At 73.8% G+C, this 24,565-nt stretch carries 22 protein-coding genes and 1 pseudogene; 16 read left to right on the top strand and 7 right to left on the bottom strand.

Annotated elements, in window-relative coordinates; all coding sequences use genetic code 11:
- Positions 1–115: 115 nt before the first annotated feature.
- From AC3EUV_RS07595 to AC3EUV_RS07620, 6 genes are all read left to right on the top strand, one after another.
- Positions 116–862 (top strand): chitin-binding protein, encoded by a 747-nt coding sequence (locus tag AC3EUV_RS07595; RefSeq protein WP_435602484.1) that lies wholly within the window; start codon positions 116–118, stop codon positions 860–862.
- Positions 863–1,000: 138 nt separating this feature from the next.
- The gene (locus AC3EUV_RS07600) at positions 1,001–1,636 is read left to right on the top strand and encodes a Crp/Fnr family transcriptional regulator (protein WP_435602485.1); all 636 of its coding nucleotides are present in this window, start codon (positions 1,001–1,003) and stop codon (positions 1,634–1,636) included.
- A gap of 180 nt (positions 1,637–1,816) precedes the next feature.
- Positions 1,817–2,803 carry a hypothetical protein gene (locus AC3EUV_RS07605; RefSeq protein ID WP_435602486.1) on the top strand — a complete coding sequence of 329 codons (987 nt, stop codon included), beginning with the start codon at positions 1,817–1,819 and terminating at the stop codon, positions 2,801–2,803.
- Positions 2,800–5,061, top strand: coding sequence for a hypothetical protein (locus AC3EUV_RS07610; protein ID WP_435602487.1), 2,262 nt, complete (start codon positions 2,800–2,802; stop codon positions 5,059–5,061). The genes AC3EUV_RS07605 and AC3EUV_RS07610 overlap by 4 nt, the downstream gene beginning before the upstream one ends.
- Positions 5,058–6,023 carry a hypothetical protein gene (locus AC3EUV_RS07615; protein WP_435602488.1) on the top strand — a complete coding sequence of 322 codons (966 nt, stop codon included), beginning with the start codon at positions 5,058–5,060 and terminating at the stop codon, positions 6,021–6,023. The genes AC3EUV_RS07610 and AC3EUV_RS07615 overlap by 4 nt, the downstream gene beginning before the upstream one ends.
- Before the next feature lie 182 nt (positions 6,024–6,205).
- A complete protein-coding gene (locus AC3EUV_RS07620; RefSeq protein WP_435602489.1) occupies positions 6,206–6,679 on the top strand; it encodes a Pycsar system effector family protein in 474 nt (157 codons plus the stop codon).
- A 130-nt stretch (positions 6,680–6,809) separates the two neighbouring features.
- Here the strand turns inward: AC3EUV_RS07620 and AC3EUV_RS07625 are convergent, their stop codons facing one another.
- Positions 6,810–8,378, bottom strand: coding sequence for an FAD-dependent monooxygenase (locus AC3EUV_RS07625; protein WP_432140469.1), 1,569 nt, complete (start codon positions 8,376–8,378; stop codon positions 6,810–6,812).
- Positions 8,379–8,584: 206 nt separating this feature from the next.
- Here AC3EUV_RS07625 and AC3EUV_RS07630 point away from each other — a divergent pair, with 206 nt between their 5' ends.
- From AC3EUV_RS07630 to AC3EUV_RS07645, 4 genes and pseudogenes are all read left to right on the top strand, one after another.
- Entirely contained in the window at positions 8,585–9,328 is a 744-nt protein-coding gene (locus tag AC3EUV_RS07630; RefSeq protein WP_435602490.1) for a TetR/AcrR family transcriptional regulator, read from the top strand.
- Positions 9,329–9,358: 30 nt separating this feature from the next.
- Positions 9,359–9,865: a zinc finger domain-containing protein gene (locus AC3EUV_RS07635; protein WP_432140394.1), complete on the top strand. Its 507-nt coding sequence runs from the start codon at positions 9,359–9,361 to the stop codon at positions 9,863–9,865.
- A 212-nt stretch (positions 9,866–10,077) separates the two neighbouring features.
- Positions 10,078–10,839, top strand: a pseudogene (locus tag AC3EUV_RS07640) (ABC transporter ATP-binding protein); the annotation flags it as partial.
- A gap of 182 nt (positions 10,840–11,021) precedes the next feature.
- Positions 11,022–13,556, top strand: a complete 2,535-nt coding sequence (locus AC3EUV_RS07645; protein WP_432140393.1) for an ABC transporter permease — start codon at positions 11,022–11,024, stop codon at positions 13,554–13,556.
- A gap of 62 nt (positions 13,557–13,618) precedes the next feature.
- Here the strand turns inward: AC3EUV_RS07645 and AC3EUV_RS07650 are convergent, their stop codons facing one another.
- Together AC3EUV_RS07650 and AC3EUV_RS07655 are read right to left on the bottom strand one after the other, a co-directional pair.
- Positions 13,619–14,263 (bottom strand): response regulator, encoded by a 645-nt coding sequence (locus tag AC3EUV_RS07650; RefSeq protein ID WP_432140392.1) that lies wholly within the window; start codon positions 14,261–14,263, stop codon positions 13,619–13,621.
- Positions 14,251–15,432 (bottom strand): sensor histidine kinase, encoded by a 1,182-nt coding sequence (locus AC3EUV_RS07655; protein ID WP_432140391.1) that lies wholly within the window; start codon positions 15,430–15,432, stop codon positions 14,251–14,253. Before AC3EUV_RS07655 ends, AC3EUV_RS07650 begins: the two co-directional genes overlap by 13 nt.
- 187 nt (positions 15,433–15,619) lie before the next feature.
- Between AC3EUV_RS07655 and AC3EUV_RS07660 the strand changes: the two genes are divergently transcribed.
- Positions 15,620–15,784: a hypothetical protein gene (locus AC3EUV_RS07660; RefSeq protein ID WP_387245404.1), complete on the top strand. Its 165-nt coding sequence runs from the start codon at positions 15,620–15,622 to the stop codon at positions 15,782–15,784.
- Between the two features lie 83 nt (positions 15,785–15,867).
- Here AC3EUV_RS07660 and AC3EUV_RS07665 read toward each other — a convergent pair whose 3' ends face one another.
- Positions 15,868–16,365 (bottom strand): MarR family winged helix-turn-helix transcriptional regulator, encoded by a 498-nt coding sequence (locus tag AC3EUV_RS07665; RefSeq protein ID WP_432140390.1) that lies wholly within the window; start codon positions 16,363–16,365, stop codon positions 15,868–15,870.
- 62 nt (positions 16,366–16,427) lie between these two features.
- Here AC3EUV_RS07665 and AC3EUV_RS07670 point away from each other — a divergent pair, with 62 nt between their 5' ends.
- Positions 16,428–17,561: a questin oxidase family protein gene (locus tag AC3EUV_RS07670; RefSeq protein WP_432140389.1), complete on the top strand. Its 1,134-nt coding sequence runs from the start codon at positions 16,428–16,430 to the stop codon at positions 17,559–17,561.
- Between the two features lie 50 nt (positions 17,562–17,611).
- Here the strand turns inward: AC3EUV_RS07670 and AC3EUV_RS07675 are convergent, their stop codons facing one another.
- The 3 genes from AC3EUV_RS07675 to AC3EUV_RS07685 are packed head-to-tail and all read right to left on the bottom strand — an operon-like array spanning position 17,612 to position 20,309.
- Positions 17,612–18,103 (bottom strand): GerMN domain-containing protein, encoded by a 492-nt coding sequence (locus AC3EUV_RS07675; protein WP_435602491.1) that lies wholly within the window; start codon positions 18,101–18,103, stop codon positions 17,612–17,614.
- Positions 18,100–19,617: an ATP-binding protein gene (locus AC3EUV_RS07680; protein WP_432140387.1), complete on the bottom strand. Its 1,518-nt coding sequence runs from the start codon at positions 19,615–19,617 to the stop codon at positions 18,100–18,102. Before AC3EUV_RS07680 ends, AC3EUV_RS07675 begins: the two co-directional genes overlap by 4 nt.
- Before the next feature lie 5 nt (positions 19,618–19,622).
- Positions 19,623–20,309 carry a winged helix-turn-helix domain-containing protein gene (locus tag AC3EUV_RS07685; protein WP_435602492.1) on the bottom strand — a complete coding sequence of 229 codons (687 nt, stop codon included), beginning with the start codon at positions 20,307–20,309 and terminating at the stop codon, positions 19,623–19,625.
- 133 nt (positions 20,310–20,442) lie between these two features.
- Here AC3EUV_RS07685 and AC3EUV_RS07690 point away from each other — a divergent pair, with 133 nt between their 5' ends.
- From AC3EUV_RS07690 to AC3EUV_RS07705, 4 genes are read left to right on the top strand one after another with little or no spacing between them, the layout of a single operon-like run.
- Positions 20,443–21,072: a hypothetical protein gene (locus AC3EUV_RS07690; protein WP_435602493.1), complete on the top strand. Its 630-nt coding sequence runs from the start codon at positions 20,443–20,445 to the stop codon at positions 21,070–21,072.
- Positions 21,069–22,172, top strand: a complete 1,104-nt coding sequence (locus AC3EUV_RS07695; protein WP_432140384.1) for a peptidoglycan-binding protein — start codon at positions 21,069–21,071, stop codon at positions 22,170–22,172. The genes AC3EUV_RS07690 and AC3EUV_RS07695 overlap by 4 nt, the downstream gene beginning before the upstream one ends.
- Positions 22,169–22,897 (top strand): ABC transporter ATP-binding protein, encoded by a 729-nt coding sequence (locus AC3EUV_RS07700; protein WP_432140383.1) that lies wholly within the window; start codon positions 22,169–22,171, stop codon positions 22,895–22,897. Before AC3EUV_RS07695 ends, AC3EUV_RS07700 begins: the two co-directional genes overlap by 4 nt.
- Positions 22,894–24,090, top strand: a complete 1,197-nt coding sequence (locus AC3EUV_RS07705; RefSeq protein ID WP_432140382.1) for an ABC transporter permease — start codon at positions 22,894–22,896, stop codon at positions 24,088–24,090. The genes AC3EUV_RS07700 and AC3EUV_RS07705 overlap by 4 nt, the downstream gene beginning before the upstream one ends.
- Positions 24,091–24,565 lie beyond the last annotated feature (475 nt).

Raw genomic sequence — 24,565 nt, forward strand, 5'->3', positions numbered from 1 at the left:
AATATCCCCTTCGGTGGGAATATCCCAAGAGGCCGTCGGGAACCCCACATGGCGACATCCCGCAAGGGCCAGGCCCAGGACCGGCCCGCCGCCATGGCTGACAGGAGTTCCGACTGTGCGACGCAAGATCGCTTTCCTTGGTGCGCTGGCTCTCACCGGGGGGCTCGTCGCGTTCGCTCCCTCCGGCGCGCATGCCATCACCGGCGTCATCACGTACCACACCCGGCCCGACAACCGGCCGCACGAGATCCTCGACCCCGGCGACGACCACTGCTACGGAGTGGGCGACGGCTACGGCGAGGTGGACAACGACACCCCCACCGACCTCGTCCTGTACAACGGCCGCGACTGCACCGGCTCCGTGGTGACCGTCGTGCGCGCCCGCGGCTGGCTCACCGCGAGATTCGGCAGCCTCCAACTGAGCTCGGACGGCCCCCGGGAAGAGGTCCCTGCCGCGGACGACGAGGACCGCCCGGAGGACCCGGGCCGGTCGGACAGCCCCGATCGCTCGGACAGCCCGGATTCGTCGGGTAACCCGGACCGCTCCGACGAGCGTGACCCCGCCACTGGGGACCGTGACCCTGCCGCCGGCGACCGGGAGCCCGCCGGCACCGACCGCCCGAACCGCGCCGACGGCCAGGACCCCGCGGACCGTCCGGACCGCTCCGACACCCCGGACACCTCCGGCAGCTCCGACCCCTCGGACGACCTGGACCACTCCGAGCACCCGGGGGACTCGCAGGCCCCCGACCGCCCGGAGAAGCGTGACCGGCCCGCAAGTTCGGCAAGCCCGGTGGACCCGGTCAACGCGGGGACCCCAGGACGCCATGGACGACCGGGACGCCCGGGGGTTGCGGGCTGAGGGGGGATGAGAGGCGGGGCGGACGGATCGCGTCCGCCGCTTCGTCCCACGCGTCGAGAGGAGATCTCCTAGGGTCGTCATATGGGCGAACGCATAGGGGGAGCGCCGGTCCCGGCGGGTCGGACACTGCGTCACTTCGTGGGAGATGCGGTCTGGCGGGACCTGCTGGGCCATGTCTTCGAGCGCCGGCACCCGGCCGGCAGCATGGTGCTCCGGCAGGGGGAGCCCGGGACGCATGTGCTGGCTGTATTGAGCGGGGCGGCCAAGGTGCTCCGGCGCGAGCGGAACGGGGACCTCACGCTGCTGGCGTTCCGTGGGCCCGGGGAACTGCTCGGCGAAGTCGCGGTGTTGGACGATGATGTGCGGTCGGCCAGCGTGGAGACGATTTCGTCGTGCACCGTGGGGGTCGTCGGCAAGGCGGAGTTCCTGCGCTTCGTTGTGGACCACGACCTGTTTCCGGTGCTGGTCCGGTATGCCTTCACCAGGATGCGAGAGTCGGACGAGGCCCGCGGCGGCGGCGACACCCTGACCCGGCTGGCGGCCACCCTCGTGGGTCTGGCCGATATCTCCGGGCATCCGGCCGGCCTCCCCGGCGAGCCGCTGGAACTGGCCCTCACTCGTCATGAACTGGCCCAGTACCTGGGCATTTCCCGTAACACGATTTCGGCGACGCTCGCCGAGCTGGAGTCCTGCGACGTACAGGCCGGACGGAAACGCATCGTCCTCGGCGATCTGACCGCCCTGCGCCGGGTGGCCACTGCTCCCGGGAGCTGACTTCCCATCCGGTGTGGCGCGCGTCACGCCGTCAGTGCACTGCGGGTGCACACCGGGGGACCGCCGCTCGCGAGACTCGGGTCGTGGAGCTGAACGAGGGATTCAGCCACCGCTTCATGGACTGCCTGTCGCCGGTCCGTGAACCCGGTGAAGACCGCACGGGAAAGCCAAGGAGTTCCGATGTCACCGTCCCGCCCGGACCTGCCCGAAGCCAGCGCTCTGCCCCATAGCCGTAGCCGGCTGCTCCCTCCGTACCGGGGGATCGTGGCGGTCGACGCCAAGGACTTCACCGGATATCCGGCGATCGAGCACGGCTCGATCAGCCGCGCCATCCCCCAGCTCCTCCAGACCTCGTTCGAGCGCGCCGGTATCGCGGAGGTCTGGGCGGAGCGGAGGTTCCCCGACTCCACCGGTGATGGGTATGTCTTCGGTTTCGACCCGGCGAAGATGCCGTTCGTCATCCACCCCTGGCTGAGCACCCTGCAGGACGTCCTGACCGAGTTCCATCTGCACTCCACGGGCGCGGTGCGCATCCGGCTCAGGGTGAGCCTCCACATCGGCCCGCTGCCCGACACGGGGGAGGAGTACGACGGCAACGGCACACCGCGCAACGACACCCACCGTCTGCTCGACTCCCGCCCGGTCAAGGCGATGCTGGCGGCCTCCAGCGCCAACATCACCCAGGTAGCCGCCATCCTCTCCGACCGCTGCTACCAGGACGCGGTGGTGAGCGGCTACACCGGGCGGCACCCCGATCACTTCCTTCAGGTGCCGGCCACCGTCGAGGGCAAGCAGTTCGACCAGGCGGCCTGGCTGTACGTCCCGGCGCCGTCGGGCAATCTGTACGACCGCCGCATCCTCGGTGACCGGGTGGTCGAGGACCACGAGTCCGGCAATACGGAGCGCGCTGCGGGTTCCCGGCGCGCCGGGCGCCGGGAACCCGCCCCGCAGGTGCGGAACCGCGCCGACCGCGGGAACATCAACAGCGGGACCGTGTACGGCGGTCAGAGCGTCCAGAACGTCGAGACCGGTGGCGACTACATCGGCGGTGACTACGTCGGTGGCGACCGTTTCGGCGGGGACTACGTCGGCGGCAATAAGGCCGGCACGGTGCACGGCAACCAGGGCGACACGGTCCACGGCGACAAGCACGAGGGCCGCCGATGAGCGCCGAGGACGCGCGTACGGATATCCCGCAGCAGAATGACGGGGCGTCCCGCGAGGCACCGGAACCGCAGGCAGCGGGCGAGGAGCCGCCCGAGGGCGATATCGGCTTCGCGGACCCGGACGAGGGGGACTTCGACGAGGCGGCGGTGGAGTACGCGCTCCACGGCGGGGAGTTCTCCGGTCTGCCGTTCGGCCGTCAGCCCTACCCGGTGATCGTCGCTCCCCGCGCCAACATCAACACCGGCTCCGTGCACGGCGGTCAGCGGGTGGAGAACGGGGGCCCCGGTGGCACCGGCGGGCGGCGGGTCGAGGCGCACGAGGGACCCCTCTCCGCGGTCGAGATCCTCGACGCCAAGGCCGGGTTCGCGGAGCCCGACTGGTTTCCCGCGGCCCTGGCCGAACTCGACAGCCGACTGCTGTTCCTCACCGGCGAGCCGGGTACCGGCCGCCGCACCGCGGCGCTCAACCTGCTGCACCGGCACAGCGGCGGAAGCATGAGCCTGCGAGCGGTCGACGGCGATATGAACCTCGCCTCCTGGCGCCCCAGGCACCGCGACACCCGCGGCTATCTGGTGGACGGGCTGCTGCCCGAGTACCCCCTGAAGCCGGGGATGGTCCGCCATCTCCAGAGCCTGCTGAGCACGGCCGACGCCCGCATGGTGGTGGTGCTGCCGGACGACCCGGCACTGGTCCGGCGCCTGTCGCGCGAGCTCCATGTCACTCCCGTCCGGTGTACGCCACCGGCCGCGCGGGCGGTGTTCGATGCCCGCTTCGAGGCCGCGGTACCGGACCCGTCGGAGCGCGCCCGGCGGCTGACCCTCCTGGAACCCGGGCTGCTGGACGAGCTGCTCGCCCCGGAGCTGGTGCCGGCCCAGGTGGCCGAGCTGGTGGCCGCGGTGGCCACCGCGGAGGACGGTGGACCGGACCTCGCCGACATCCAGAAGAGGCTGAGCTTCCTTGCGGAGGGCGAGGTGCCGGACCTGCTCGCGCGGCTGCGGGACGACGCCGACGGGCTCGCCTTCCTCCTCGCGACCTGTGTGTTCGAGGGGCTGGACCACCGGATCGTGCGGGAGGAGGCGGAACGGCTCCTGCACCTGGCGGACGGGCGGCTCAGCTCCGCACTGCCGGAGGGCGCCGACGGCTCCCACGAAGACGGCCGGCGGGACCGGGAGCGGAAGCCGCGGCCCAACCCGCACTTCGTCTTCCGGCGGTCGCTGGACGAACTCCTGCGGAGCGTCCGGGCAGAGCGCTCCCCTAGGGAGATCCACTCGAACTCCGGCTACACCTACGCCGTGGAGGCCGTGCGCTTCACCCGCCACCGGCAGGCGGAGGCCGTACTGCGGCATGTCTGGCGGGAGTACGGACACCTCTCCGGTCTGCTGACCGAGTGGATGGCGGACCTCAGGAACGAGCAGGAACTGACCGAACCGGTGGGCCGGGTGATGGGCCGGGCCGCGGGCTGGGGAGGGGGCCGCCGGGCTCTTGAGCACATCGGCACCCTCGCCAGGTCTTCGCGCCGGAGCAGCCGCACCATCGCCGCGTACGCGCTGGGCATGGCGGCCGGAGATCCCGTCCTGGCCCGCGAGGTCAAATACCGCCTCAGCCGGTGGAGCGCGCAGCGGAGCTGGCAGGTGCGCTCCACCGTCGCCTACGCCTGCGGTGCGGACTTCGGCGCCTCCCGTCCCGAGGTGGCCATGCGGCTGTTGCGGAATGTGCCCCGCCGTCTGGACGACGAGCACGAGTTCACCGTGGATCGGGCGGTCCGCGACGCGCTGGGCGGTCTGTTCGCCTCCGGCAGCCAGGCCACGGTCTTCCGGCATCTGGCCGAATGGGCCGACGGCGAGGGGGCCTTGGCCGACATCGCGCTCTGGACCTTCCCGCAACTGCTCCAGAACACCTCGTGGTGTCAGGAGCAGCTGGCCAGCGACGGCGAATACGCGGCGCAGATCATCGACCTCGTCCACCGGACACTCAACGACGAGCAGCGCTTCGCGGCGACCTGCAATGCGGTGCTCTGGTGGTGCCGGATGGCCACGTGGGGCGACCTGCCGCGGACGGCTGTGGAGATCCTGCTCAGCGCGCTCGCGGCGGACTTCCGGCACGGGGTGCTCCGCCTCTTCGTCGTGATCGACCGGGCCGATATCCCCGATCTCGCCGGGCTCGCCATCGCCCGGGACGCCCTGAACACCTGGCGGAACGGCGAGCAGCCATGGCAGCCGGTGAACGGCAGCACCCACCCGAACGGGAGTACGTCATGACGACCGACAGCAACCAGCCCGTCTACGCCCCCGCCGCACAGGCCCCTTGGCGGGAGATCCTGCGGCACCGCTGGTCCGGCCGCCTGGACCGAGCCCTGGTGCTGCGGGAGCACAGCGGCGCCTACCAGGTACTGGGCTCCCGGACCCGGTCACCGCTCGGGACGGCCGACGAGGTGGCCGCGCAGGCGTCCTCCGCGCCCAGGCTGCTGGGCGGCTACGACAGCGCCTTCCATGTGCAGCTCCATGAGCAGTCGGGGACCCGGAGCGTGGCACTGCCCACCGCCTACGGCACGGAGGCGGTGGACCTCCGGGTGCTGTGGTGGGTGCACGACCCGGTGGAGGTGGTGCGCTCGCGGACCGCGGACGGCTGGGACGCGGTCCGCAAGGAGCTCGACCGGCGGCTGCGTCACCTGGAGGACGCCCACGCGGCCGACGGGCAGACCCTCGGCGCACCCGAGATCATGCAGGACCTGGCCGCGCCGCAGGAGCTGGAGGGTCTCGGCCTCACCTACCGCGTGACGGACATCAGCGGACAGGAATCGGAGGGCGAGCTGCGGCTGGGGCAGCCCGGCGGGGGCGGGCTGCCGTACTCCTGGACCGCCAACCGGCGGGAGGAGTTCCAGTTCTGCGAGCAGGCCGTGCGCAACGGCCCGGTGTCGCTGGCGGCGCTCTGGCTGGTCCGGCACCCCGACCAGGTCGGCCAGGTGCTGGACTGGACGGTGAACCACCGCGGTCTGCTCAAGGAGGAGACCACCTGGCAGGACGAAATGGCCGGGCTGCTCGGCGAGTTGACGGAGCAGGAGCGACAGGAACTCTCCGGTCTGCTGCGGGACCGCCTCGCCGGGCTGGGGCGCCGGGTGCCCGCACCGTCGGCACCGCAGGAAGCGCCGGCGGACAAGCGGCCCGGGGGCCCGGGGGTCAACGGCCACCGGCGCGGGCCGGCGAAGGAGTGGTCGGTGTGAGGCGCGCGGCGCTCCCCCGTCCTTCGGTGCGCCTCGTGCCGCAGCGGGGCGCGCGGGCCGGGGCCGCCGTGGCGCGCCGACGCCCCGCTCCGCGCAGGCACCGTCAGCCGCACCGGACCCTGCGTGACCGCCGCGAGCCCGCTGCTGCGCCAGGGACGCCGCACCCGGAGACCCTGGCGGCGATGGAACGCTTCCTGGCCGCCAACGGTGTGGAGATCGCGCGGGCGGACACCAAGGCCGCGGTACTGCTGGGCTTCATGGGCGCGGTGCTCGGCGCTTTCATCACGGTGACCCGCGGCGCCGCCACACATCAGGCGGCCGCCTCCTGGAAGGCGGATGTGCTGTGGTGGGGCGCGGTCACCACCGCGCTGCTGGCCATCGTCTGCTTCGTCTCCGCCATCGCCCCCCGGCGGCGCAGGGGAAGGAAGCCCGGCCTGGCGGGCCCCGGCTACTTCGAGCACATCGGACGGGGGGAGGACGGCGACGGCCTCAGCCACGCCTTCGCCCGTATCGCGCACGACCCCACCGGCCCGCTCCTGGACTCCGTCCGGCGCACCAGCGCGATCATCCGCTCCAAGTACCGCTGGATCGAAACGGGAACGGCACTGCTGCTGGTGGCCCTTCCGCAGTTCGCGGCCGCGCTGCAACCGGGGTGAGGGTGCGTACCGCCGGCGAGCGGAGGGGCGGACCGCCTGACCCCGCCGCGACTACCCCGGGCGCGGGGCCGACCGCCTGACCCCGCCGCGCCTCCCCCGTGCGCGGCGCGCACCCCCTGAGCCGCCCCCGCTACCCCCGCGCGGCCGCGCCGGCCCAGGCGGTCAGGGCGCGGTGGCGCTCGATGCGGCGGGCCGGGAGGGCCGGTGTGCGGGTGGCCCAGGCGATGTGGCCGTCGGGGCGGATGAGGATCTCCCGTACTCCGTCGAGGTCGGCGTGGTGGTCGTGGCGGGTGACGGTCAGGGCGGTCACCCGGGGGCCCCAGCCGGGGGTGACGGTGTGCCGTAGCTGATCGTCGCCCGCGAGGTCCAGGAGGACGAAGCGGCCGGGCGGGAGGAGCTCGTAGGCGCGGATGGCCGCGGAATCGGGCGCCGTCAGGCCGATATCGGGCATCCGTCGTCCCACCAAGGGGTCGGCGTCGGCGGTGGTGGGCGGATAGGCCGTGTCGAGCGCGGAAATCCGGTCGGCCAGGCGGCGGTTGACCTCTTCGATGCCGAGGAGTTCGGTCAGCAGCGTGCGCAGTGCGGCGGCCGGGCGCCGGTACGGGGGGAGCAGGGTCAGCTCCAGCAGCAGGGTCTGGACCTCGGTGTTCTCGGTGACCGCCCGTCCGACCGGGTGCCGCTCGGTGTGGTAGCTGTCGAGGAGTCCGGGCGGTGCCCAGCCGTTGATCTCGGCGGCGAGCTTCCAGCCCAGGTTCATCGCGTCCTGGAGCCCGGTGTTGAGGCCCTGTCCGGCGGCCGGGAAGTGGATATGGGCGGCGTCGCCGGCCAGCAGGACGCGTCCGGCGCGGTAACGGGCGGCGAGGCGGGTGGCGTTGCCGAATCGCGACAGCCAACGGGGCTGCGCCACCCCGCAGTCGGTGCCGCAGAGGTCCACCAGGGAGCTGCGGAACTCCTCCGGCGACAGCGGCTCGGCGGCCGGCGTGCGCATCCGGCGCGGGTCGATGAGGACGAGCCGGGTGAGGCCGCCGGTCCGCCCCTCTGCCGGGCCGTCCGCGGGTCCGTCCGTCTCCAGCGGGGCGACCAGGACGCCATGGGCGCGCGCACGGTCGAGGGCCGCCGGGTCGACGACCGCGAAATCCCCGAGTGCGCCGGTCAGGGTCTCGTCGGTGCCGGGGAACGCGATGCCGGCGGCCCGCCGCACCGCGCTCCGGCCGCCGTCGCAGCCGACCACATACCGTGCGCGGACGGTCCGCAGCCCGCCGCCGGGCCCGCGGACGTCCACCTCGGCACCGCCCACCCGCGTGCGCCCGTCCCGCCCGCCGCCGCAGTCCCCGTCACCACCCCTGTCCCCGTCGGCGTCCTGGCGCAGCCCGACCACCTCGTATCCGCGCCGGATCGGCACATCGAGTTCGCGGGCGCGCTCCGCCAGTAGTTGCTCGGTGCGGGCCTGGGCGAGGAACAGGGTGTAGCCGTGCCGGGTGTCCAGCGCGCTGAAGTCCAGGCGGGTGTCCAGTCCGGCGAAGTGCCACTCCGGTACGGGGCGTCCGCGCGCCAGGAAGCGCTCCACCAGGCCCCGTTGGTCCATCAGCTCGATACTGCGCGGGTGCAGGGTCAGCGCCCGTGAGTCCCGTTGGGCCGTGCTTCGCCGCTCAAGGATCTGCACGCGTACGCCGCCCAGCGCCAGTTCGGTACCGAGCATCAGCCCGGTCGGCCCCGCGCCCACCACGAGCACATCGACCTCGTCGGCCACCTCGGGAGCGGCGTCCGTCAGCTGGGCCTCCCGCTCGGTCGCCACCTCGGCCCCCTTGTCGTCGTAATCGGCGTCCATCGGCTGCCTCTCCGCCTCTCTGCCCGCGCATTTAGTGAACAGTGTTCACGTGAACGCTGTTCACTATACTGAGAGCCATGAGCGCCGAGTCAACCCCCAGCCCGACCAGCCGCACCGGCCCGCCCGGCCCCTCCGGTACCCGGCCCGCCACCGCGGGGCGGGGCCGGCCCCCGAAGCTCGACCAGGCACGGACCGTCGAGGTCGCCCTGGCGCTGCTGGACGAGGTGGGGCTGGACGCGCTCACCATGCGGCGGCTGGCCGAGGCCATGGACGTACGGGCCGGGGCCCTCTACCGCTACTTCGCCACCAAGCACGAGCTGCTGACCGCGATGGCCGAGGTGCTGCTGGCCGACTGTCTCGACCGGCCGCTCCGGTCGCCGGACTGGAGCGAGCGGGTGGCCGAACTGGCCCACCGGATGCGTACGGCGCTCCTCGGCCACCGCGACGGCGCCCGCGTCTACGCCGGTACGCACGCCACCGGCGCGCACACCCTCGGCTTCGCCGACGCCCTGATCGGCGTCCTGCGGGAGGCGGGCTTCGCCGCCGACGACGCGGGCCGGGCCGCCCTCACGGTCGTCCACTTCACCCTCGGCCACACCCTGGAGGAGCAGGCCGCCCGCCAGGGCACGGACGCCGGCCCGGCGGACCCGGAACGGCTGCGCGCGGCGGTGACCCCTGAGCAATACCCCCATCTCGACGCCGCGTTGCCCGTAGTGGCCGGCACGGATTTCACGGCCCACTTCGCCTTCGGGCTGGGGCTGCTCCTCCAGGGCCTGCGCGCCCTCGGGCCCGGCACCGCGCCCCCGGGGACCGGCGGGTGACGCCGTGCCCGAACTGCCCGACGTCGAAGCGTGACCGGCGGACGCCAGCTGCGCTACCGCGACCAGCGCAAACTCCAGGGGCTGTGGCTGGTCGACGAGGCCGGGCTGGACCGGATGCTGCGCGATCAGGGGCCGGATGCGGCGACGCTGACCCGTAAGGGGTTCGCGGCGGTGCTCGCCGGGCGGCGCGGCAGCCTCAAGTCGGTCCTCATGGACCAGTCGGCACTGGCCGGGCTGGGCAATCTGCTCGTCGACGAGATCCTGTGGCGCGCCCGGCTGCACCCCGCCCGACGGGCCGGTGCGCTCTCCGCCGGCGAACACGGCCGGCTGCACACGGAGCTGCGCCGCACCCTGCGGTCGGCGGGCCGCGCGGGCCGCGTACCGCCGCGCAGCTCCTGGCTCACGGGACACCGCGACGACCCCGGGGCGCGCTGCCCGCGCTGTGGCACGGCCCTGTGCCGGAAGCGACTCGCGGGCCGCGGCACGGTGTGGTGCCCCGATTGCCAGCCCGAGGGGACCGTCGGGGGTGAGACCTGAACTCCGGCCCGCCGTACGCCACATGCCACACGCCACACGCCACATGGCGCCTGCCGTCTGCCGCCTGCCGTCTGACGCCGCGGACAGGAGTGCCCGTGGTGGAGTGCGCTCCACCCCGAAGACGGGACCGTGCTCTCTCCTCCGCGCGCGCCGCCGTTTCTAGCGTCGTCAGTGGCCCGGTGATCCATCCGACCCACTGAGAGGGCGTGCGTATGTTCCGGCGGCGGCGCGGTGCGGTGACAGTTACCGCAGAGCGGGCGGAGGGGGTGTCCGACGCGCTCACCCTGGAGGGGGTCGGCCGGGAGTACCGGCGCGGGGCGGTCGCCCTGCACCCCGTCGATCTCACGGTGCCCCGGGGGCGGTTCCTCGCGGTCATGGGGCCGTCCGGCTCGGGGAAGTCGACCCTGTTGCAGTGCGCCGCCGGGCTCGACCGGCCGACGGCGGGGACGGTGCGCATCGGCGGTACGAAGGTGTCCTCGCTCTCCGAGGCCGCGCTGACCCGGCTGCGGCGCGAGCGCGTGGGCTTCGTGTTCCAGGCCCATCAGCTCGTGCCGTCGCTGAGCGTCGCGGAGAACGTCGCGCTGCCGCTGCTGCTCGGCGGTACCCCCGGGACGGAGCGGGTGCGGCAGGGGCTCACGGACGTCGGGCTGGGGGAGCGGGGGGAGGCCGCGCCGGCGGAGCTGTCCGGCGGGCAGTGCCAGCGGGTCGCGGTCGCCCGCGCGCTGGTCACCCGGCCCGACATCATCTTCGCCGACGAGCCCACGGGGTCCCTCGATCCGGCCGCCGCACAGGACGTGCTCACCCTGCTGCGCCGGGCCGTCGACCGGGACGGCCACACCGTCGTCATGGTCACGCACGACCCGGCCGCCGCGGCCTGGACGGATGAGGCCGTCTTCCTCGCCGGGGGCCGGGTCGTCGGGAGCGCGACACGCCCCGGCGCGGCACAAGTCAGCCGCATCATGCGGGACTTGGGGCGCGGGTCGGGCGCGGAGCCGGACGAGGGACACGCGCGGGACGGATGCGGCCGGTACGAGGAACACAGGCGGGACGGATGCGGGCGGTTCGAGGAACACGAGCAAGAGGGCTACGGGCGGGACGAGGAACACGAGCGAGACGGCTACGGGCGGCACGAGACGCCGGACGGAGGCCGGGCCGCATGAGGTTGACTACGTTCCTCGCCGCTCGCGCCGCCCGTACGCACCGCAGGGCCTGGGCCGCCGTCTTCGCCGCGCTCGCCGTCACGTCCCTGCTGCTCGGCGCCCTCACGCTCGCCCTCGCCTCGGCCGGGCTCGGGCATCCGCGGGTGGCGCGCTACGCGGCGGCGCCGCTCGTCGTGGCCGGGGACCAGTACACCCGCTTCACCGCCACGCCGTGGGGCAGCAGTCCCCGGACCACCGAGGCCGGGCTCACCGAGCGGGTGCGCGTTCCGGCGGCCGCCCTCGATGTGGTGCGGGCGGTGCCCGGGGTGCGGGCGGCCGTCGCCGACGCGGTGTTCCCGGTGGGGCGGGCCGGGCACGCCGCCGTCGGACGGCCCTGGACGGCCGCGCGGCTGGCGCCCCGTGCCCTACGGGACGGCCGTGCGCCGTGGCGTGCGCACGAGGTGGTGGTGGGCGGCGCGGCCCGGGCCGGGGCGCGCACGGTGCTGCGGGTGGGCGGTGCCGACACGGCGTACACGGTCGTCGGTGTCACCGACGGGCCGCGGAACGCCGTCTACTTCACGGACGGCGAGGCCCGCCGCCTGGCCGGGCATCCGGGCTCCCTGGACGCGGTCGGGGTGCTCGCCCGGCCCGGTGTGGCGACGGAGGTGCTGGCCGCCCGGGTGCGGGCGGCACTGGACGCGGCGGGGGCCCGGAGCGTCGGGCCACGGGCCGACGGGGACCCGGCCGGCCTGCGCGTACTGACCGGGAACGGGCGCGGCGCCGCCGAGTTCCTCGACGCCGGACCGGCCCGCGCGGGACTCCTGGAGCTCCTCGGCTCGGTGGCCGCCACCGTCGTGCTGACCGCCCTGCTGGTGGTGTCGTCGACGGTGGTGCAGGCGCTGCGGCAACGCGCCGGTGAGCTGGGGCTGTTGCGGGCGGTCGGGGCGACGCCGCGGCAGGTGCGCGGGGCGGTGGGGAAGGAGGTGGGGCGGGTCGCGGTCGGTGGGGCGCTGGTGGGGGCCGTGGGCGCGGTCCCGGCGTATCTCGCGCTGCGCGGGGTGCTGGACGCCCGCGGTGCGCTGCCCGCCGGGCTCGAACTCCCGCTGCCGCCCTGGGTGTGGGCCGCGCCGCTGGTCAGCGCGGCGGTGACGGTCCTGATGGCGCGGCTCGCGGCGGTGCTCGCCGGGGCCGGGGCGGCGAAGCTGCGGCCGGCGGAGGCGCTGCGTGAGGCGGCGCCGGGCACCGCCCGCAAGGTCACCGGGCTGGTGCTGCTGTTCGCCGGTGTCAGCTCGGCGGGCACCGCGGCCCTCCAGAGCGGGGCGGCCGCCGGGGCCGCGGCCGGGGCGGCGGCGGTGACGATGGTGAGCGCCTGTGCCCTGCTCGGGCCGTGGATCGCGGACGGGGCGATGCGGGTGCTGGGGGCGCCGCTGCGGCGGTACTGCGGTCCGGCCGGTTATCTCGCCGCCGCCAACTGCCGTGCGGCGGCCCGCCGTTCGGGAGCCGCGCTGACACCCGTCGTGCTGGTCACCGCGTTCATCGGCGTCCAGCTCTCGGCGGCGGCGACCCTCACCCACGCGGGGGCGGCGCAGGCCCGCGAGGCGCTGCGGGCCGGTCTCGCGGTGCGGGCGGACGGCGGGCTGCCTGCCGGTGCCCTGGAACGGATCCGCGGGATACGGGGGGTGCGGGCGGCGACTGACGTGGTGCCCGGCACGGTGGTACTGGCCCGGCGCGAGGCCGGCGAGCCCCGGCTCGACCGGCTGCCGGTCCTCGGCGTCACACCGCAAGCGCTGACGCGGACCCTCGACCCGGGGGTGCGCGAGGGGACCGTACGGGAACTACGGCCCGGCACGGTCGCGGTCGGTGCCGACCGGGCGCGCTCGCTCGATCTGCGGCCCGGCGCGACGGTGACACTGCGCTTCGGCGACGGGGCACCGGCCCGGCTCCGGGTCGTCGCCCTCTACGAACGGTCGCTGGCCCTGGGGGACTTCCTCTTCTCCCGGGACGAGCTGCTGCGGCACCGGTCGCGGCCGGCCGGCGCACGGGTGCTGGTCACGGTCGCACCGGGCGGTGACCGCACGGCGGTCGCGGCGGCGCTGGCGGCGGCGGTGCCGGGCGCGCGGGTGGAGAGCGCACCCGCACCGGTACGGGTCGCGGCGGAGGACCAAGCGCTCACCGAAGTGGTCACGGTGGCCGCGGTGTCGGCGATCGGGGGCTTCACGGTGATCGCGGTGCTCAGCACCCTGTCGCTGATCGCGTTCGGCCGGCGCCCCGAGCTGCGGCTGGCGGGGGCGGGGCGGCGCACCCTGCGGCGGATGCTGCGGCTGGAGGCGGCGGCCCTGGCACTGACCGGGCTGGCCGTGGGAGCCGCGGTGGCCGTCGTGCCGCTGCTGGCGTTCGGCCTGGGGGTGGCCCGTACGGTGCCGTACCTGCCGCCCGCACCGGCCGTCGCGCTCGTCGCCGTGGTGGCCGCGACGACCGGCGCGGGGACACTGCTGCCGGCGCGGGCGGTGCTGCGGGGGCGGTATCCGGGAAGCGGGGCTACGGGCGGGTGAGGGGGCGGCCGGACGCCGGTGCGCGGGCCGGACGGATCTTCGCGGCCCGCCCCGCCCCCGCCCTACCCCCCGTTCAAATACGCCAGCACCGCCAGCACCCGCCGATGGCCGCTGTCGCCGGCCGGCAGGCCCAGCTTCGCGAAGACATTGCCGATGTGTTTGCTGACCGCCCGGTCCGACACCACCAGCAGCCGGGCGATCGTGGTGTTGTCCCGGCCCTCCGCCATCAGGTGCAGCACCTCGCGCTCGCGCGGTGTCAGCGTGTCGAGCGGATCGTCCCGGCGCCGGGTCAGCAGCTCCGTGACGACTTCCGGGTCCAGCGCGGTGCCGCCCGCCGCGACGCGTTCCAGCGCGTCCAGGAACTCGTCGACCCGGCCCACCCGGTCCTTCAGCAGATAGCCGACCCCGCTCGCGCCGCCGCCCAGCAGCTCCGCGGCGTACGCCTCCTCCACGTACTGCGACAGCACGAGGACCGGCAGCCCGGGGATCTCCCGGCGGGCCGCCAGCGCTGCCCGCAGCCCCTCGTCGCGGAAGCCGGGCGGCATCCGGACGTCCAACACAGCGGCGTCCGGACGGTGTTCGAGAAGCGCGGGCAGCACCTCGGGCCCACTGGACGCCACTGCCGCCACCTCATGTCCTGCGGAGGTCAGCAGCAGCACCAGCCCCTCCCTGAGCAGGGCGTTGTCCTCGGCGATCACCACACGCACGGCAGCTCCACATCGATCACGGTCGGGCCCCCGGCGGGGCTGGTCACCTTCACGGTCCCGTCGAGCGCCGCGACCCGGCGCCGGATGCCGAGCAGCCCACTGCCGCCCGCGGCCCCCGGGGAGGCGGTCTCCGCGCCGCCGCGCCCCTCGTCACGTACCGACAGCGTCAACCGGCCGGGCCCGCGAGCGAGTTCCACCCGGGCCCGGTCCGAGCCGCTGTGTTTGGCGGCGTTGGTCAGAGCCTCGGCGACGACGAAGTACGCGGCCGCCTCGACCGCCGCCGGTGCGCGCGGGCCCTCCGCCAGCCCGTCCTCGCACACCGCCACCTCCAGGCCGCTGCTCGCCGCGAGCGCCCGCACCGCCCCCACCAGGCCCCGGTCGGTGAGGATCGGCGGATGGATGCCGCGGACCACCTGACGCAGCTCGGTGAGGGCCTCCTCGGCCTGGTTCTGCGCGTCGTCGAGCAGCGTGCGGGCTGCCTCGGGGTCCTTGTCGTAGGCCCGCCGGGCCAGCCCCACCCGCATGGAGAGCGCCACCAGCCGGGCCTGGGTGCCGTCGTGCAGATCCCGTTCGATACGCCGCAGTTCGGCGCCGTGCGCGGCGACGGCGCCGGCCCGGGTCACGGTCAGCTCCTCGACCCGCTCGGCGAGCCGGGCCCGGTTCCCGCTGTCCGGCGACGGCCGCAGCAGCGCATGCGACCAGGCCGCGTCGAGGTCGGCGAGGCGCCCGATCAGCGGCAGGACGACGGCCCGGCGCCCCAGCAGCCCGCACCACACCCCGTCGACGAGCAGCCCGACGGCCCACAGCGGCAGCGCGAGATACGCCAGCAGCCAGCCGTAGCCGAAGTGGGCGGCGAGCCAGCGCAGATCCCGGTAGGTGCCCGGGTCCGCGAGCGCGGTACGCACCCGTACGGACAGCTGCCCGTCGATCGGCAGATACGCCTCCGGCACCGGCACACCCGACCAGGCCGCCACCCGCCGCCGCTTGAACCCGGCCATCCTGCGCAGCAGCAGCACCGTCTCGGGCAGCACGCCCGCGCCGACCACGATGACCGTCACCACGGCGGTGAACAACACCAGCCCGAGGAAGAGATACGACAGCAGCGCCAGCCCGCCCGCCGTCATCAGCTGAGCCGTGGCCCGCCCCGCCCGCCGCATCGTCTCCCCCATGGGGCTCAGGCTAAGGGACCGTCACCCGGGGCGCGGGCGGGTGCGCTCCCCGGCCGGGGTGTAGCGCGCTACACCCCGCATTCGGGAGGAGGCTCCCTCGAACCGGCGGCCGGCGGCGAGCAGTCTGGGGCGTAGCGATACCGCCGCGGCCCGTTGCGGCGGGCGACCTCCGGAAGGAAGAACTCCCATGAAGGCCCTGCTCTGGTGCGTGCTCGTGCTCGCCCTCCTCTTCAACGTCGCCACCAGCTTCGCCTTCGACGGGGTCCAGCAGGTGCTGGTCAGCGTCGGCAGCGGGGTCGTGGTGATCGGCTCGGGGGTGGGCCTGTTCCTGATGCGGACCAAGCGGTCCTGAGCCGGACGAGCGGGCCTGGGGGCGCACGAGCCAGGCGGACACCTCCTAGGGCGGCCGGACTCGCCCGTGCTCGCCCCGTACGCCTACCGCTCGCCCTGGACCTCGCGGACCCAGCCCGTCAGGCCGGCCAGGAACCCGGCCCGTTCGTCCGGCGACAGCCCGTCCAGGGCGCGCAGCAGCGGCTCGGTCCGGCGGGCGACGAAGGTTTCCAGCGGCGGGCGGAAGTCCGCGGCCAGGGACACCAGGACCCGGCGGCGGTTGGCCGGGTCCTCGGCGCGCTCCACGATTCCGGCCCGGCTCAGGCCGCCGACCAGCTCACTGGCGGTGGGCAGCGACACATGGAGCCGCCGGGCGATCTCGCTGACGGTCAGCGGCTGCCCGGCCAGCAGCTGCGGGAGCACGGCGCCGTGGCGCGGGGTCAGCCCGTGCGTCTCCATCGCCTCGCGCAGCGGCGCCGGCATCAGGTCCCGCACCACCCCGCCACGGAAGAACGGCTCCAACAGCGGTACCAGGCCGACGATTTCGACCTCGTCGGGGGTCGGTACCCGGGGCGCCTTCCCGGCCTCGTGCGTGTGCGGCATACTGCGCATCCTAGATGGTTTGGGTTTCCAAACTGTTGGGATATCCGAAAGGTAGAGCCCTTATGCCGTCGATCAGCTACCACGAGGCGCTCAATGACGCGCTGGAGCGCATGGACGACCTCGGATACGAGCGCGGACAGGGAGTCGATCTCGCCAACCACGGCCCGATGGCCGCCGAGGCGCTCGCCCTGCTGGGGCAGGCGGACGCGGTCGCCTCCTGGGTCCGGCGCTACCGAAGGGCCATGGAGCACCATGAGCCGCCCGCCGCCCGCTTCGCCCTGGACCCCGCGGACGAGACCTCCTGGCGCCCCGCCCTCGGGGACTTCCCCCGCGCCGGGGACTGGGAGCTGCTCTTCGTCCGCGAACTGGCCGGGGCGCACTGGCGCGAGGTCCTCGTCCGGTGGTGGCCGCGCCTGCTCCCGGGCCTGTTCGCCGGACTGACCCACGGCCTGATCCGCACCGCCCACGCGGTACGGGGCCTGTACGCCGCCGGCGGCGAGCCCACCCGGCTCCAGCTGAACGAACTCGCGCGCGGGCTGGCGTACTGGGCCGCCCGCTACACCGCGCTGCCCGGCCGGCCCCGGCTGCGCGGCCGCTACGACCTGCCGGCCGCCGTCGCCGCGCTGCCCCGGGTGCCGCAGGGCGGCGGGCTCGGACCCGGCACCGCCCGGCACCGTCTGGACACCCTCGCCGAACTGCCCGGCTACCAGGACGCGCTGGAGTGGCCCGCCCAGGAACCGGCGGCCCGGATGCTGTCCGAGATGACGACCCAGTTCGCCGATGTCTACCTGGGCCACCCGGAGGTGTACCCGGTCCCGCTGATCCACGGCGTCACCGCGCCCGCCGCAGTCCGCCTGGTCCTCCCGCATCTGCCGCCCGAGCTGTACGAGCCGACGCTGGACCGGCTGTGGCAAATACAGACGGCGTTCCTGCTGGCCTTCACCACCGACCGGCGCGACGAGGGCACGGCGGCCTGGCGGTCGTCGCTCGGTGAGCTGCCACCGCTGGGCGAACTCGGCGCCCGCGCCGCCGACCACGGCGACGAGCACGTCATCAAATTCACCGAGGCCTGTCTGCGCGAATACGCCCTGCGGCCCGATCCCCGCTATCCCGCCGCCGCGTTCGCCGCCCAGCGGCGCATCCCGCGCCTGGACGCCGGCGGCGGCGTCGGCGGTGTGCGGGCCGATACGCCGTAGGCGGTAGGTGCCCACGGAGACCGGAGAGACACCCCCTGGCTCGGCGGGGCTCAGTGCCCCAGGAACTGCTGGCACTGGTACGGCCCGGCGCGGCCCTGCTCGCCGACGATGCTCACCTGGACCTTGTCCGGACGGGTGCCGTGGAGGAGGACCTCGGCCCGGGCGAGGGTGCAGACCAACTGGCCGGTGCCCTGGTCCTGGGGGGAGGTGACGGCGAGGCGCGGGGCGGTGACGGTGACATGGCCCCGGTGGGCGGTGGCGTGGTACTCGCCGTCCGGGAGGACGCTGCTCAGCCCCTCGTCCCGCTCGGCCGGCGACGGTCCGCCGGCCAACAGCTTGAAGACATCGTCGAGTTGATCGACCGTCACTTCGGGCCGGGGCACCCCGCGCGGACCGCGGTCGGAGGCGAAGTAGATCCGCATGCCCTGCGAGATCCCCGAAGGGGCGGTGCCGCCGTCCGTGACGCCGGTGGGACGGATGCCGCAGCCCGTGGCGGCAAGGGCGAGCAGACAGCAGATGCGGGCGGCGCGCGCAGGCGTCATGAGGCGGATTCCATACGGTGGGGGAGGCGGAGGACGAAGACGGCGCCGACGCCCGGCGCCGGGGGCATGAGCTCGATCGTGCCGCCGTGCAGCCGGGCGTTCTCCAGGGCGATGGCCATCCCCAGCCCGCTGCCCTCGGAGCGGGTACGGGCGCTGTCGGCCTTGTAGAAGCGGTCGAAGACATGCGGGGCGACCTCGGGGGCCAGCCCCGGGCCGTGGTCCGCGACCGCGAGGGTGAGATGGCCGCCCGCCGCCCGTACGGTGACGGACACCGGCGGGGCACCGTGCCGCAGGGCGTTGCCGACGAGGTTGGCGATGATGACATCGAGCCGGCGGCGGTCGAGCCGGGCCCGGATGCCCGGCGGGAGATCGGCCTCGACCCGGTCGGTCCAGCCGCGGGCCGCGAGCGTGCCGCGCACCGCCTCAGCCACATCCACCCCGTGCACCGTGAGCGCCACGGCGCGGGCGTCGAAGCGGGATATCTCGATGAGGTCGTCGACCAGCCGGGCCAGCCGGGCGGTCTCCGCGCTGACCGTGCGGGCGGCGTGCGCGGTGTCGGGGGTGAGCTGGTCGGCGTCCTCCTCCAGGACGCTGGAGACCATGGTCATGGCCGCCAGCGGGGTGCGCAGCTCATGGGAGACATCGGCGACGAAACGGCGGGCCAGGGCCTCCTGCGCGCGCAGTTCGCCCACGGAGTGCTCCAGCGCACCGGCCGTTTCGTTGAAGGTGTGGGCGAGCTCGGCCAGTTCGTCGCGGCCCTTCTCCTCGACCCGGATGCTCAGCTCGCCGGCGGCCAGCCTGCGGGTGGCCCGCGCCAGTTTGCGCACCGGCCGCAGTACCGTACGCGCCGCGAGCAGCGCCAGGACGGCGGCCAGCAGCATCACGGGCAGCAGGCCGTGTTGGACACTGCGCACCAGATCGGCGGTGTCGCGTGCCTCCTCCGCCAGGGAGACCACCGCGAATATCTCGACCCCGGACAGCCGGCCGGAGCTGCCGTGCCGGCCCGCGGAGTCCAGGCCGACCGGGGCGCCGAGCACCAGCCAGGGCTGCCCGCCGCGCTCCACCCGCTGGAGCGAGATCCGGGACTGGGTGCGCACGGCCGTGCGCAGCTCGGGGGTGATCCGGGTGCGGTCGGCGGACGGGTCGGAGGAGGCGGTGTAGTCGCGGTACTGGGCGACGACCAGCGCACCGCGCAGGCCGGACGAGACATCGGTGGCGAACCGGGCCATGGTGCGGGGGTCGGTGGGGACATCGAGCTCCGCCGCGAGCAGGTCGACGCGGTTGCGGAAATCCTCGACGGCGGCGCTCTGCGCCCGCTTGAGGACCGCGTCACGCGATTCCCGGTACGCCAGCCCGGTGGCCGTCACCGCGCTGATCAGGGCGACCACGACGACGGTGATGACGAGCCGGCCGCGGAGCCCGTCGAGCCGCGGAAGCCGCGAACGGACGCGCGCGGTGGACCCCTCGTCCGCCGTCGCGGCCGGCTTCCCCCGGCTCCTCGTCCTCGTCCGCATCGCGCTCACACCGGCCCGAAGCGATAGCCGAAACCGCGCACCGTCTGGATGTAGCGCGGCTTGGCGGGGAGGTCCTCCAGCTTGGCGCGCAGCCGTCCGACCGCCGCGTCCACCAGCCGGGAGTCGCCCAGGAAGTCGTGCTCCCAGACGGATGTCAGGAGCTGCTCCCGGCTGAAGACCCGGCCGGGGGAGGCCGACAGCTCCAGCAGCAGCCGCAGTTCCGTGGGCGGAAGGGGGACCGGGGTGCCGTGCTTGGTGACGCTCAGGCCGGACCGGTCGATGACGAGCCCGGCGAAGTCGTCGGTGTCCGTGCGGGCCGCCGGGCCGGCCCGGCGCAGCGCCGCCCGGATACGGGCCTCCAGCACCCGGCCGGTGATCGGCTTGACCACATAGTCGTCGGCACCCGCCTCCAGCCCGCTGACCACGTCCAGATCGTCGCCGCGGGAGGTGAGCATGATGATCGGCAACTGGCCCCGGCCGCGGATGCGGCGGCAGACCTCGAAGCCGTCGATGCCGGGCAGCATCAAGTCGACCACCGCGATCTCGATGCCCCCGGCCCGCGGGCGGGACAGCAGCTCCAGGCCCGCCTCGCCGGTGCCGACGGCATCGACCGCATGGCCGTGCCGGCGCAGCACCAGCTCCATTCCGTCGCGTACGGAGGTGTCGTCCTCGATCAGCAGCACGTGCGGCATAACGCCGATTATGGGCGAGGGCTTGTGCAGCTCAGGAGTTATCCACAGGGCGGAAGTGCGGTCCGGCGGCATTGTTACGTTCCCATCATGCGGCGATGGAGCAGCCACCAACTCCGGCCCGGAAATTGACCGCATGACGCAGAAGACCCGTCCCCGCCCCCGTGCCGCACGCCTCGCGCTGCTGCTCGCCGTCCCCGTACTCGCCCTGACCACCGCCTGCGGTGGCACCGAGCCGTCCGACGACGGGGTCGCCTCCGTCGGCAAGGCGCCCTCCACCGAGCAGACCAAGGGCGGCGACTCGCCCCAGGGCGGTGCGCCCAAGGGCAAGAGCGCGTTCTACGACGCACAGATGAAGTTCGTCCAGTGCATGCGCAAGAAGATCAACAAGGACTACCCCGATCCCAAGCTGAGCGGCTATCTCGACTGGACGAAGATCGACGCACTCCAGGAGGCGACGGGCAACGACGACGTCGCCAAGGGCGGCCGGGGCGGCGCTTGTGCGCCCGAGATGCGGAAGGCCATGAGTCTGGAGCCGTCCCGCGACACCCAGAAGGACTATGAGTCGATGCTCGCGCACGCCAAGTGCATGCGCGCCCACGGCGTCACGAAGTTCACCAACCCGCAGCTGCAGGACGGCAATGTCATCCCCGGCGGGGACCCGAACCCCACCTCGCCCGAGGTCTCGCCGGATTCCTCCACCTACAAGCAGGCCAGCCAGGCATGCAAGGACAAGCTCCTCGACGGCCTGGACGGCATGCAGTGAGCCCCGCACCGAAGCGCCGCCGGGGGCTCGTGGCCCTGGCGGCGGCGGTGACCGCGACCGCGGCGACCGCCGGGGTCATGCTCCTGACCGGCACCGGCAAGGACGCCTCGGCCGACGGCCGGGGACCGAAGGGGCCGCCCACCACCACCGAGATCACCCGCACCGATCTGGTCCAGAGCAAGACCGTCGACGGGCGGCTGGACTACGCGCAGCGCCGGGTGGTGAAGTCCCCCGTGGAGGGCACGGTCACCAAGGCCGCCACGTCGGGGAAGACCGTCTCGCTCGGGCAGCGCCTGTACGAGCGAGACGCCCGGCCGGTGACCCTCCTCTACGGCTCGACACCGATGTTCCGCACGATGAAGGCCGGCGCCCGCGGCCCGGACGTCCTCCAACTGGAGCGCAACCTCCGCGACCTGGGCTTCGGGGCGGGGCTGTATGTGGACGTCCGCTTCGACGAGGCGACCAAGGCCGCCGTCAAGCAGTGGCAGAAGGCCCTCGACGTGACCTCCGACGGTGAGATCGGTCAGGGGGACGTCGTCTTCCAGCGCGGCCCCGTGCGGGTGGTGTCCGCCGACGCCGCCCTCGCCGACCGCATCGGCCCGGACAGCAAGGTCCTGACGATCGCCTCCACCAAGCCGGTCGTCCGCGCCGAGCTCGACGCGGCCGACGGGGCGCTGGCCGCCAAGGGCACCAAGGTGGAGATCGCCATGCCCGGCGGAGCCACCCAGCGCGGCAAGGTCAGCGGCGTGGTGACCCCCGAGGAAGCCGAGTCCGGCGAGGCCGGGGCCGCCGACTCCGGTGGCTCGTCCGGGGACGCCCTCAAGGTGGAGATCACGCTCGACGACGGCACCAAGGTCCACGAGAAGGACCGGCAGGGCACCCTCCGCGTGAAGTTCGTCAGTGAGAGCCGCAAGGACGTGCTGACGGTTCCGGTCGAGGCGATCGTCGCGCTGCGCGAGGGGGGCTACGGTCTGGAGCTGGTCCAGGGGGCCAGGACCCGCATGGTGGCGGTCGAGACGGGGCTGACGGCCGACGGCCGGATCGAGGTCAGCGGGACCGGCCTGGCCGAGGGCATGAAGGTCGGAGCGGCCGAGCAATGACCCCACCCGTGATCGAACTGCGGGGCGCCACCAAGTCGTACCCGGGCGGGGTGCACGCCCTGCGGGGCGTGGACCTCCGGGTGGCGCGCGGCGAACTGACCGCCATCGTCGGCCCGTCCGGCTCCGGCAAATCCACCCTGCTCAACTTGCTCGGCACCCTCGACCGGGCTACCTCGGGCGAGGTCCGGGTGGCCGGGTACGACGTCAGCACGCTGTCCGACGCCCAGCTCTCCGCGCTGCGCGCCCGGCACATCGGCTTCGTCTTCCAGCACTTCCACCTCGCCCCCGGCCGCAGCGCCCAGGACAACGTCGCCGACGGCCTGCTCTACGGCGGGACGGGCCTGCGCGAGCGCCGTGCCCGGGCCCGTACGGCCCTGGAAGAGGTGGGGCTCGGGCACCGCACCGGCCACCTCGCCCACCAGCTCTCCGGCGGCGAGAAGCAGCGGGTCGCCATTGCCCGTGCGCTGGTCGGCGGCCCCGACCTGCTGCTCGCGGACGAGCCGACCGGTGCGCTGGACACCGCCTCCGGCGAGCTGGTCATGAACCTCATCCGCGAACTGCATGCAACGGGGACGACCGTCTGTGTCATCACCCACGACAACGACATCGCCGACTCGCTGCCCCGCCGGATCCGCTTCCGCGACGGCGAGATCGTCGACGACTCCGGTGCGGTTCCGGCCGCCCCCGGCTCCTTCCCGGAGCCCACCGAGGAGGTGACCCGATGAGCGGCCCCGCACTCCGGGCGGCCCGGCTCTCCCCGGCCGATGCGCTGCGGGTCGGCGCCGAGGGCCTGCGCAGCCGCCGCACCCGCGTCGTGCTGTCCGCCCTCGGCATCGCGATCGGCATCGCGACGATGGTCGCGGTCATCGGGCTGTCCACCTCCAGCCGAGCCGACCTCATGAACCGGCTGGACCGGCTCGGCACCAATCTGCTCACCGCCGAGGCGGGCAAGGACGCCATGGGCCAGGACGCCAAACTCCCCAAGAACGCGGAGGCGATGGTCGAGCGGATCGGCCCGGTCCAGCACGCCACCTCCGTCGGCACCGTCGACGCCCGGGTGCGACGCAGCGATGCCGTGCCGGAGGAGATGGCGGCGGGTGTCACGGTGCAGGCGGCCCGTACCGATCTGCTCGACAGCCTCAACGCCCGTATCGATCAGGGCAGCTGGCTGAACCGCGCCAGTGAACGACTGCCCACCGTCGTGCTGGGCTCGGTGGCCGCCGACCGCCTCGGGATCAGCGCGCCCGGCGGCAAGATCCTGCTGGACGACCGCTGGTACGTCGTCACCGGAATCCTGGCGCCGATCGAGCTGGTGCCGACCCTGGACCGTACGGCGCTGGTCGGATACCCCTCCGCCGAACGCTACTTGGGCTTCGGCGGCCACCCGAGCGTCATCTTCGAGCGTTCGCCGGACGCCTCGGTGGAGGCGGTCCAGGGGGTCCTGGCCCGTACGGTCAACCCGAGCGACGAGGATTCGGTGAAGGTCTCCCGGCCCTCCGACGCCCTCGCCGCCAAGGCCGCCACCGACAAGGGGCTGACCTCGCTGATGCTGGGCCTGGGCGCGGTGGCGCTGCTCGTCGGCGGGGTGGGCGTGGCCAACACCATGGTGATCTCGGTGCTGGAACGCCGCCAGGAGATCGGGCTGCGCCGTGCCCTGGGCGCGACGCGCGGCTCGATCCGGATCCAATTCCTCACCGAGTCGCTGTTGTTGTCGGCGCTCGGCGGGCTGGCGGGCGCGGCCCTCGGCGCCGCCGCCACCTTCGGCTTCGCCCGGGCGCAGGGGTGGACCACCGTCGTACCGCCCTGGTCCCTGGCCGGCGGTCTGGGTGCCACTCTCGTGATCGGGGTCATCGCCGGCCTCTATCCGGCGGTACGGGCCTCCCGGCTGCATCCGACGGTGGCGCTCAGCGCGACCTGACCTGGGGCGACGGTGCTGGTCAGCGGTGCTCGGGCGGGCTCTTGCGGGGCCTGCTGCGGGTGCCCGGACCGGCCTGTCGCGCTCTCCTTCCACGGTATCCGGAGAGTGACGATTCGGCACGCTTTGCCATGTTCACCAAGAATCTTGGGCTATATCTGAATTTTCACGCAAATCGGCTTGTTGGAGACAGGTGAGCGTCGTAGCTTGGGAGTTGTCGAACTGGTAACGGTTCGATAACAAGGAACAAAATCCTAGGAGGCGAGAATGAGCTTCCGGAATGTCTTCCCGAGAAGGCGTAGGCACGACGACGATTACGACCACGACCACGGCCGCCGTCGGCGCCGCAGGAGGCGTGGACGCAGGTATCTGCGCAGGCGTCGTCACCACTGACTCAAAAACCTGAGTCCGAGGCAGGCTCGCGTACCGCGCGGGTCCGCCTCGTTGGTGTGCGGGGCCCCTTCCGGTCCCGGTCAAC

This window comes from Streptomyces sp. bgisy130, assembly GCF_057708345.1.

Bases quoted from the DNA above. Each gene is read 5' to 3' on its own strand.
- AC3EUV_RS07630 (WP_435602490.1), top strand. From the start codon at position 8,585: ATGAGCGCCGAGTCAACCCCCAGCCCGACCAGCCGCACCGGCCCGCCC.
- AC3EUV_RS07615 (WP_435602488.1), top strand. From the start codon at position 5,058: ATGACGACCGACAGCAACCAGCCCGTCTACGCCCCCGCCGCACAGGCC.
- AC3EUV_RS07685 (WP_435602492.1), bottom strand. From the start codon at position 20,309: ATGCCGCACGTGCTGCTGATCGAGGACGACACCTCCGTACGCGACGGA.
- AC3EUV_RS07660 (WP_387245404.1), top strand. From the start codon at position 15,620: ATGAAGGCCCTGCTCTGGTGCGTGCTCGTGCTCGCCCTCCTCTTCAAC.
- AC3EUV_RS07690 (WP_435602493.1), top strand. From the start codon at position 20,443: ATGACGCAGAAGACCCGTCCCCGCCCCCGTGCCGCACGCCTCGCGCTG.
- AC3EUV_RS07645 (WP_432140393.1), top strand. From the start codon at position 11,022: ATGAGGTTGACTACGTTCCTCGCCGCTCGCGCCGCCCGTACGCACCGC.
- AC3EUV_RS07665 (WP_432140390.1), bottom strand. From the start codon at position 16,365: ATGCCGCACACGCACGAGGCCGGGAAGGCGCCCCGGGTACCGACCCCC.
- AC3EUV_RS07705 (WP_432140382.1), top strand. From the start codon at position 22,894: ATGAGCGGCCCCGCACTCCGGGCGGCCCGGCTCTCCCCGGCCGATGCG.
- AC3EUV_RS07670 (WP_432140389.1), top strand. From the start codon at position 16,428: ATGCCGTCGATCAGCTACCACGAGGCGCTCAATGACGCGCTGGAGCGC.
- AC3EUV_RS07700 (WP_432140383.1), top strand. From the start codon at position 22,169: ATGACCCCACCCGTGATCGAACTGCGGGGCGCCACCAAGTCGTACCCG.
- AC3EUV_RS07675 (WP_435602491.1), bottom strand. From the start codon at position 18,103: ATGACGCCTGCGCGCGCCGCCCGCATCTGCTGTCTGCTCGCCCTTGCC.
- AC3EUV_RS07605 (WP_435602486.1), top strand. From the start codon at position 1,817: ATGTCACCGTCCCGCCCGGACCTGCCCGAAGCCAGCGCTCTGCCCCAT.
- AC3EUV_RS07680 (WP_432140387.1), bottom strand. From the start codon at position 19,617: ATGCGGACGAGGACGAGGAGCCGGGGGAAGCCGGCCGCGACGGCGGAC.
- AC3EUV_RS07655 (WP_432140391.1), bottom strand. From the start codon at position 15,432: ATGGGGGAGACGATGCGGCGGGCGGGGCGGGCCACGGCTCAGCTGATG.
- AC3EUV_RS07620 (WP_435602489.1), top strand. From the start codon at position 6,206: ATGGAACGCTTCCTGGCCGCCAACGGTGTGGAGATCGCGCGGGCGGAC.
- AC3EUV_RS07625 (WP_432140469.1), bottom strand. From the start codon at position 8,378: ATGCTCGGTACCGAACTGGCGCTGGGCGGCGTACGCGTGCAGATCCTT.
- AC3EUV_RS07610 (WP_435602487.1), top strand. From the start codon at position 2,800: ATGAGCGCCGAGGACGCGCGTACGGATATCCCGCAGCAGAATGACGGG.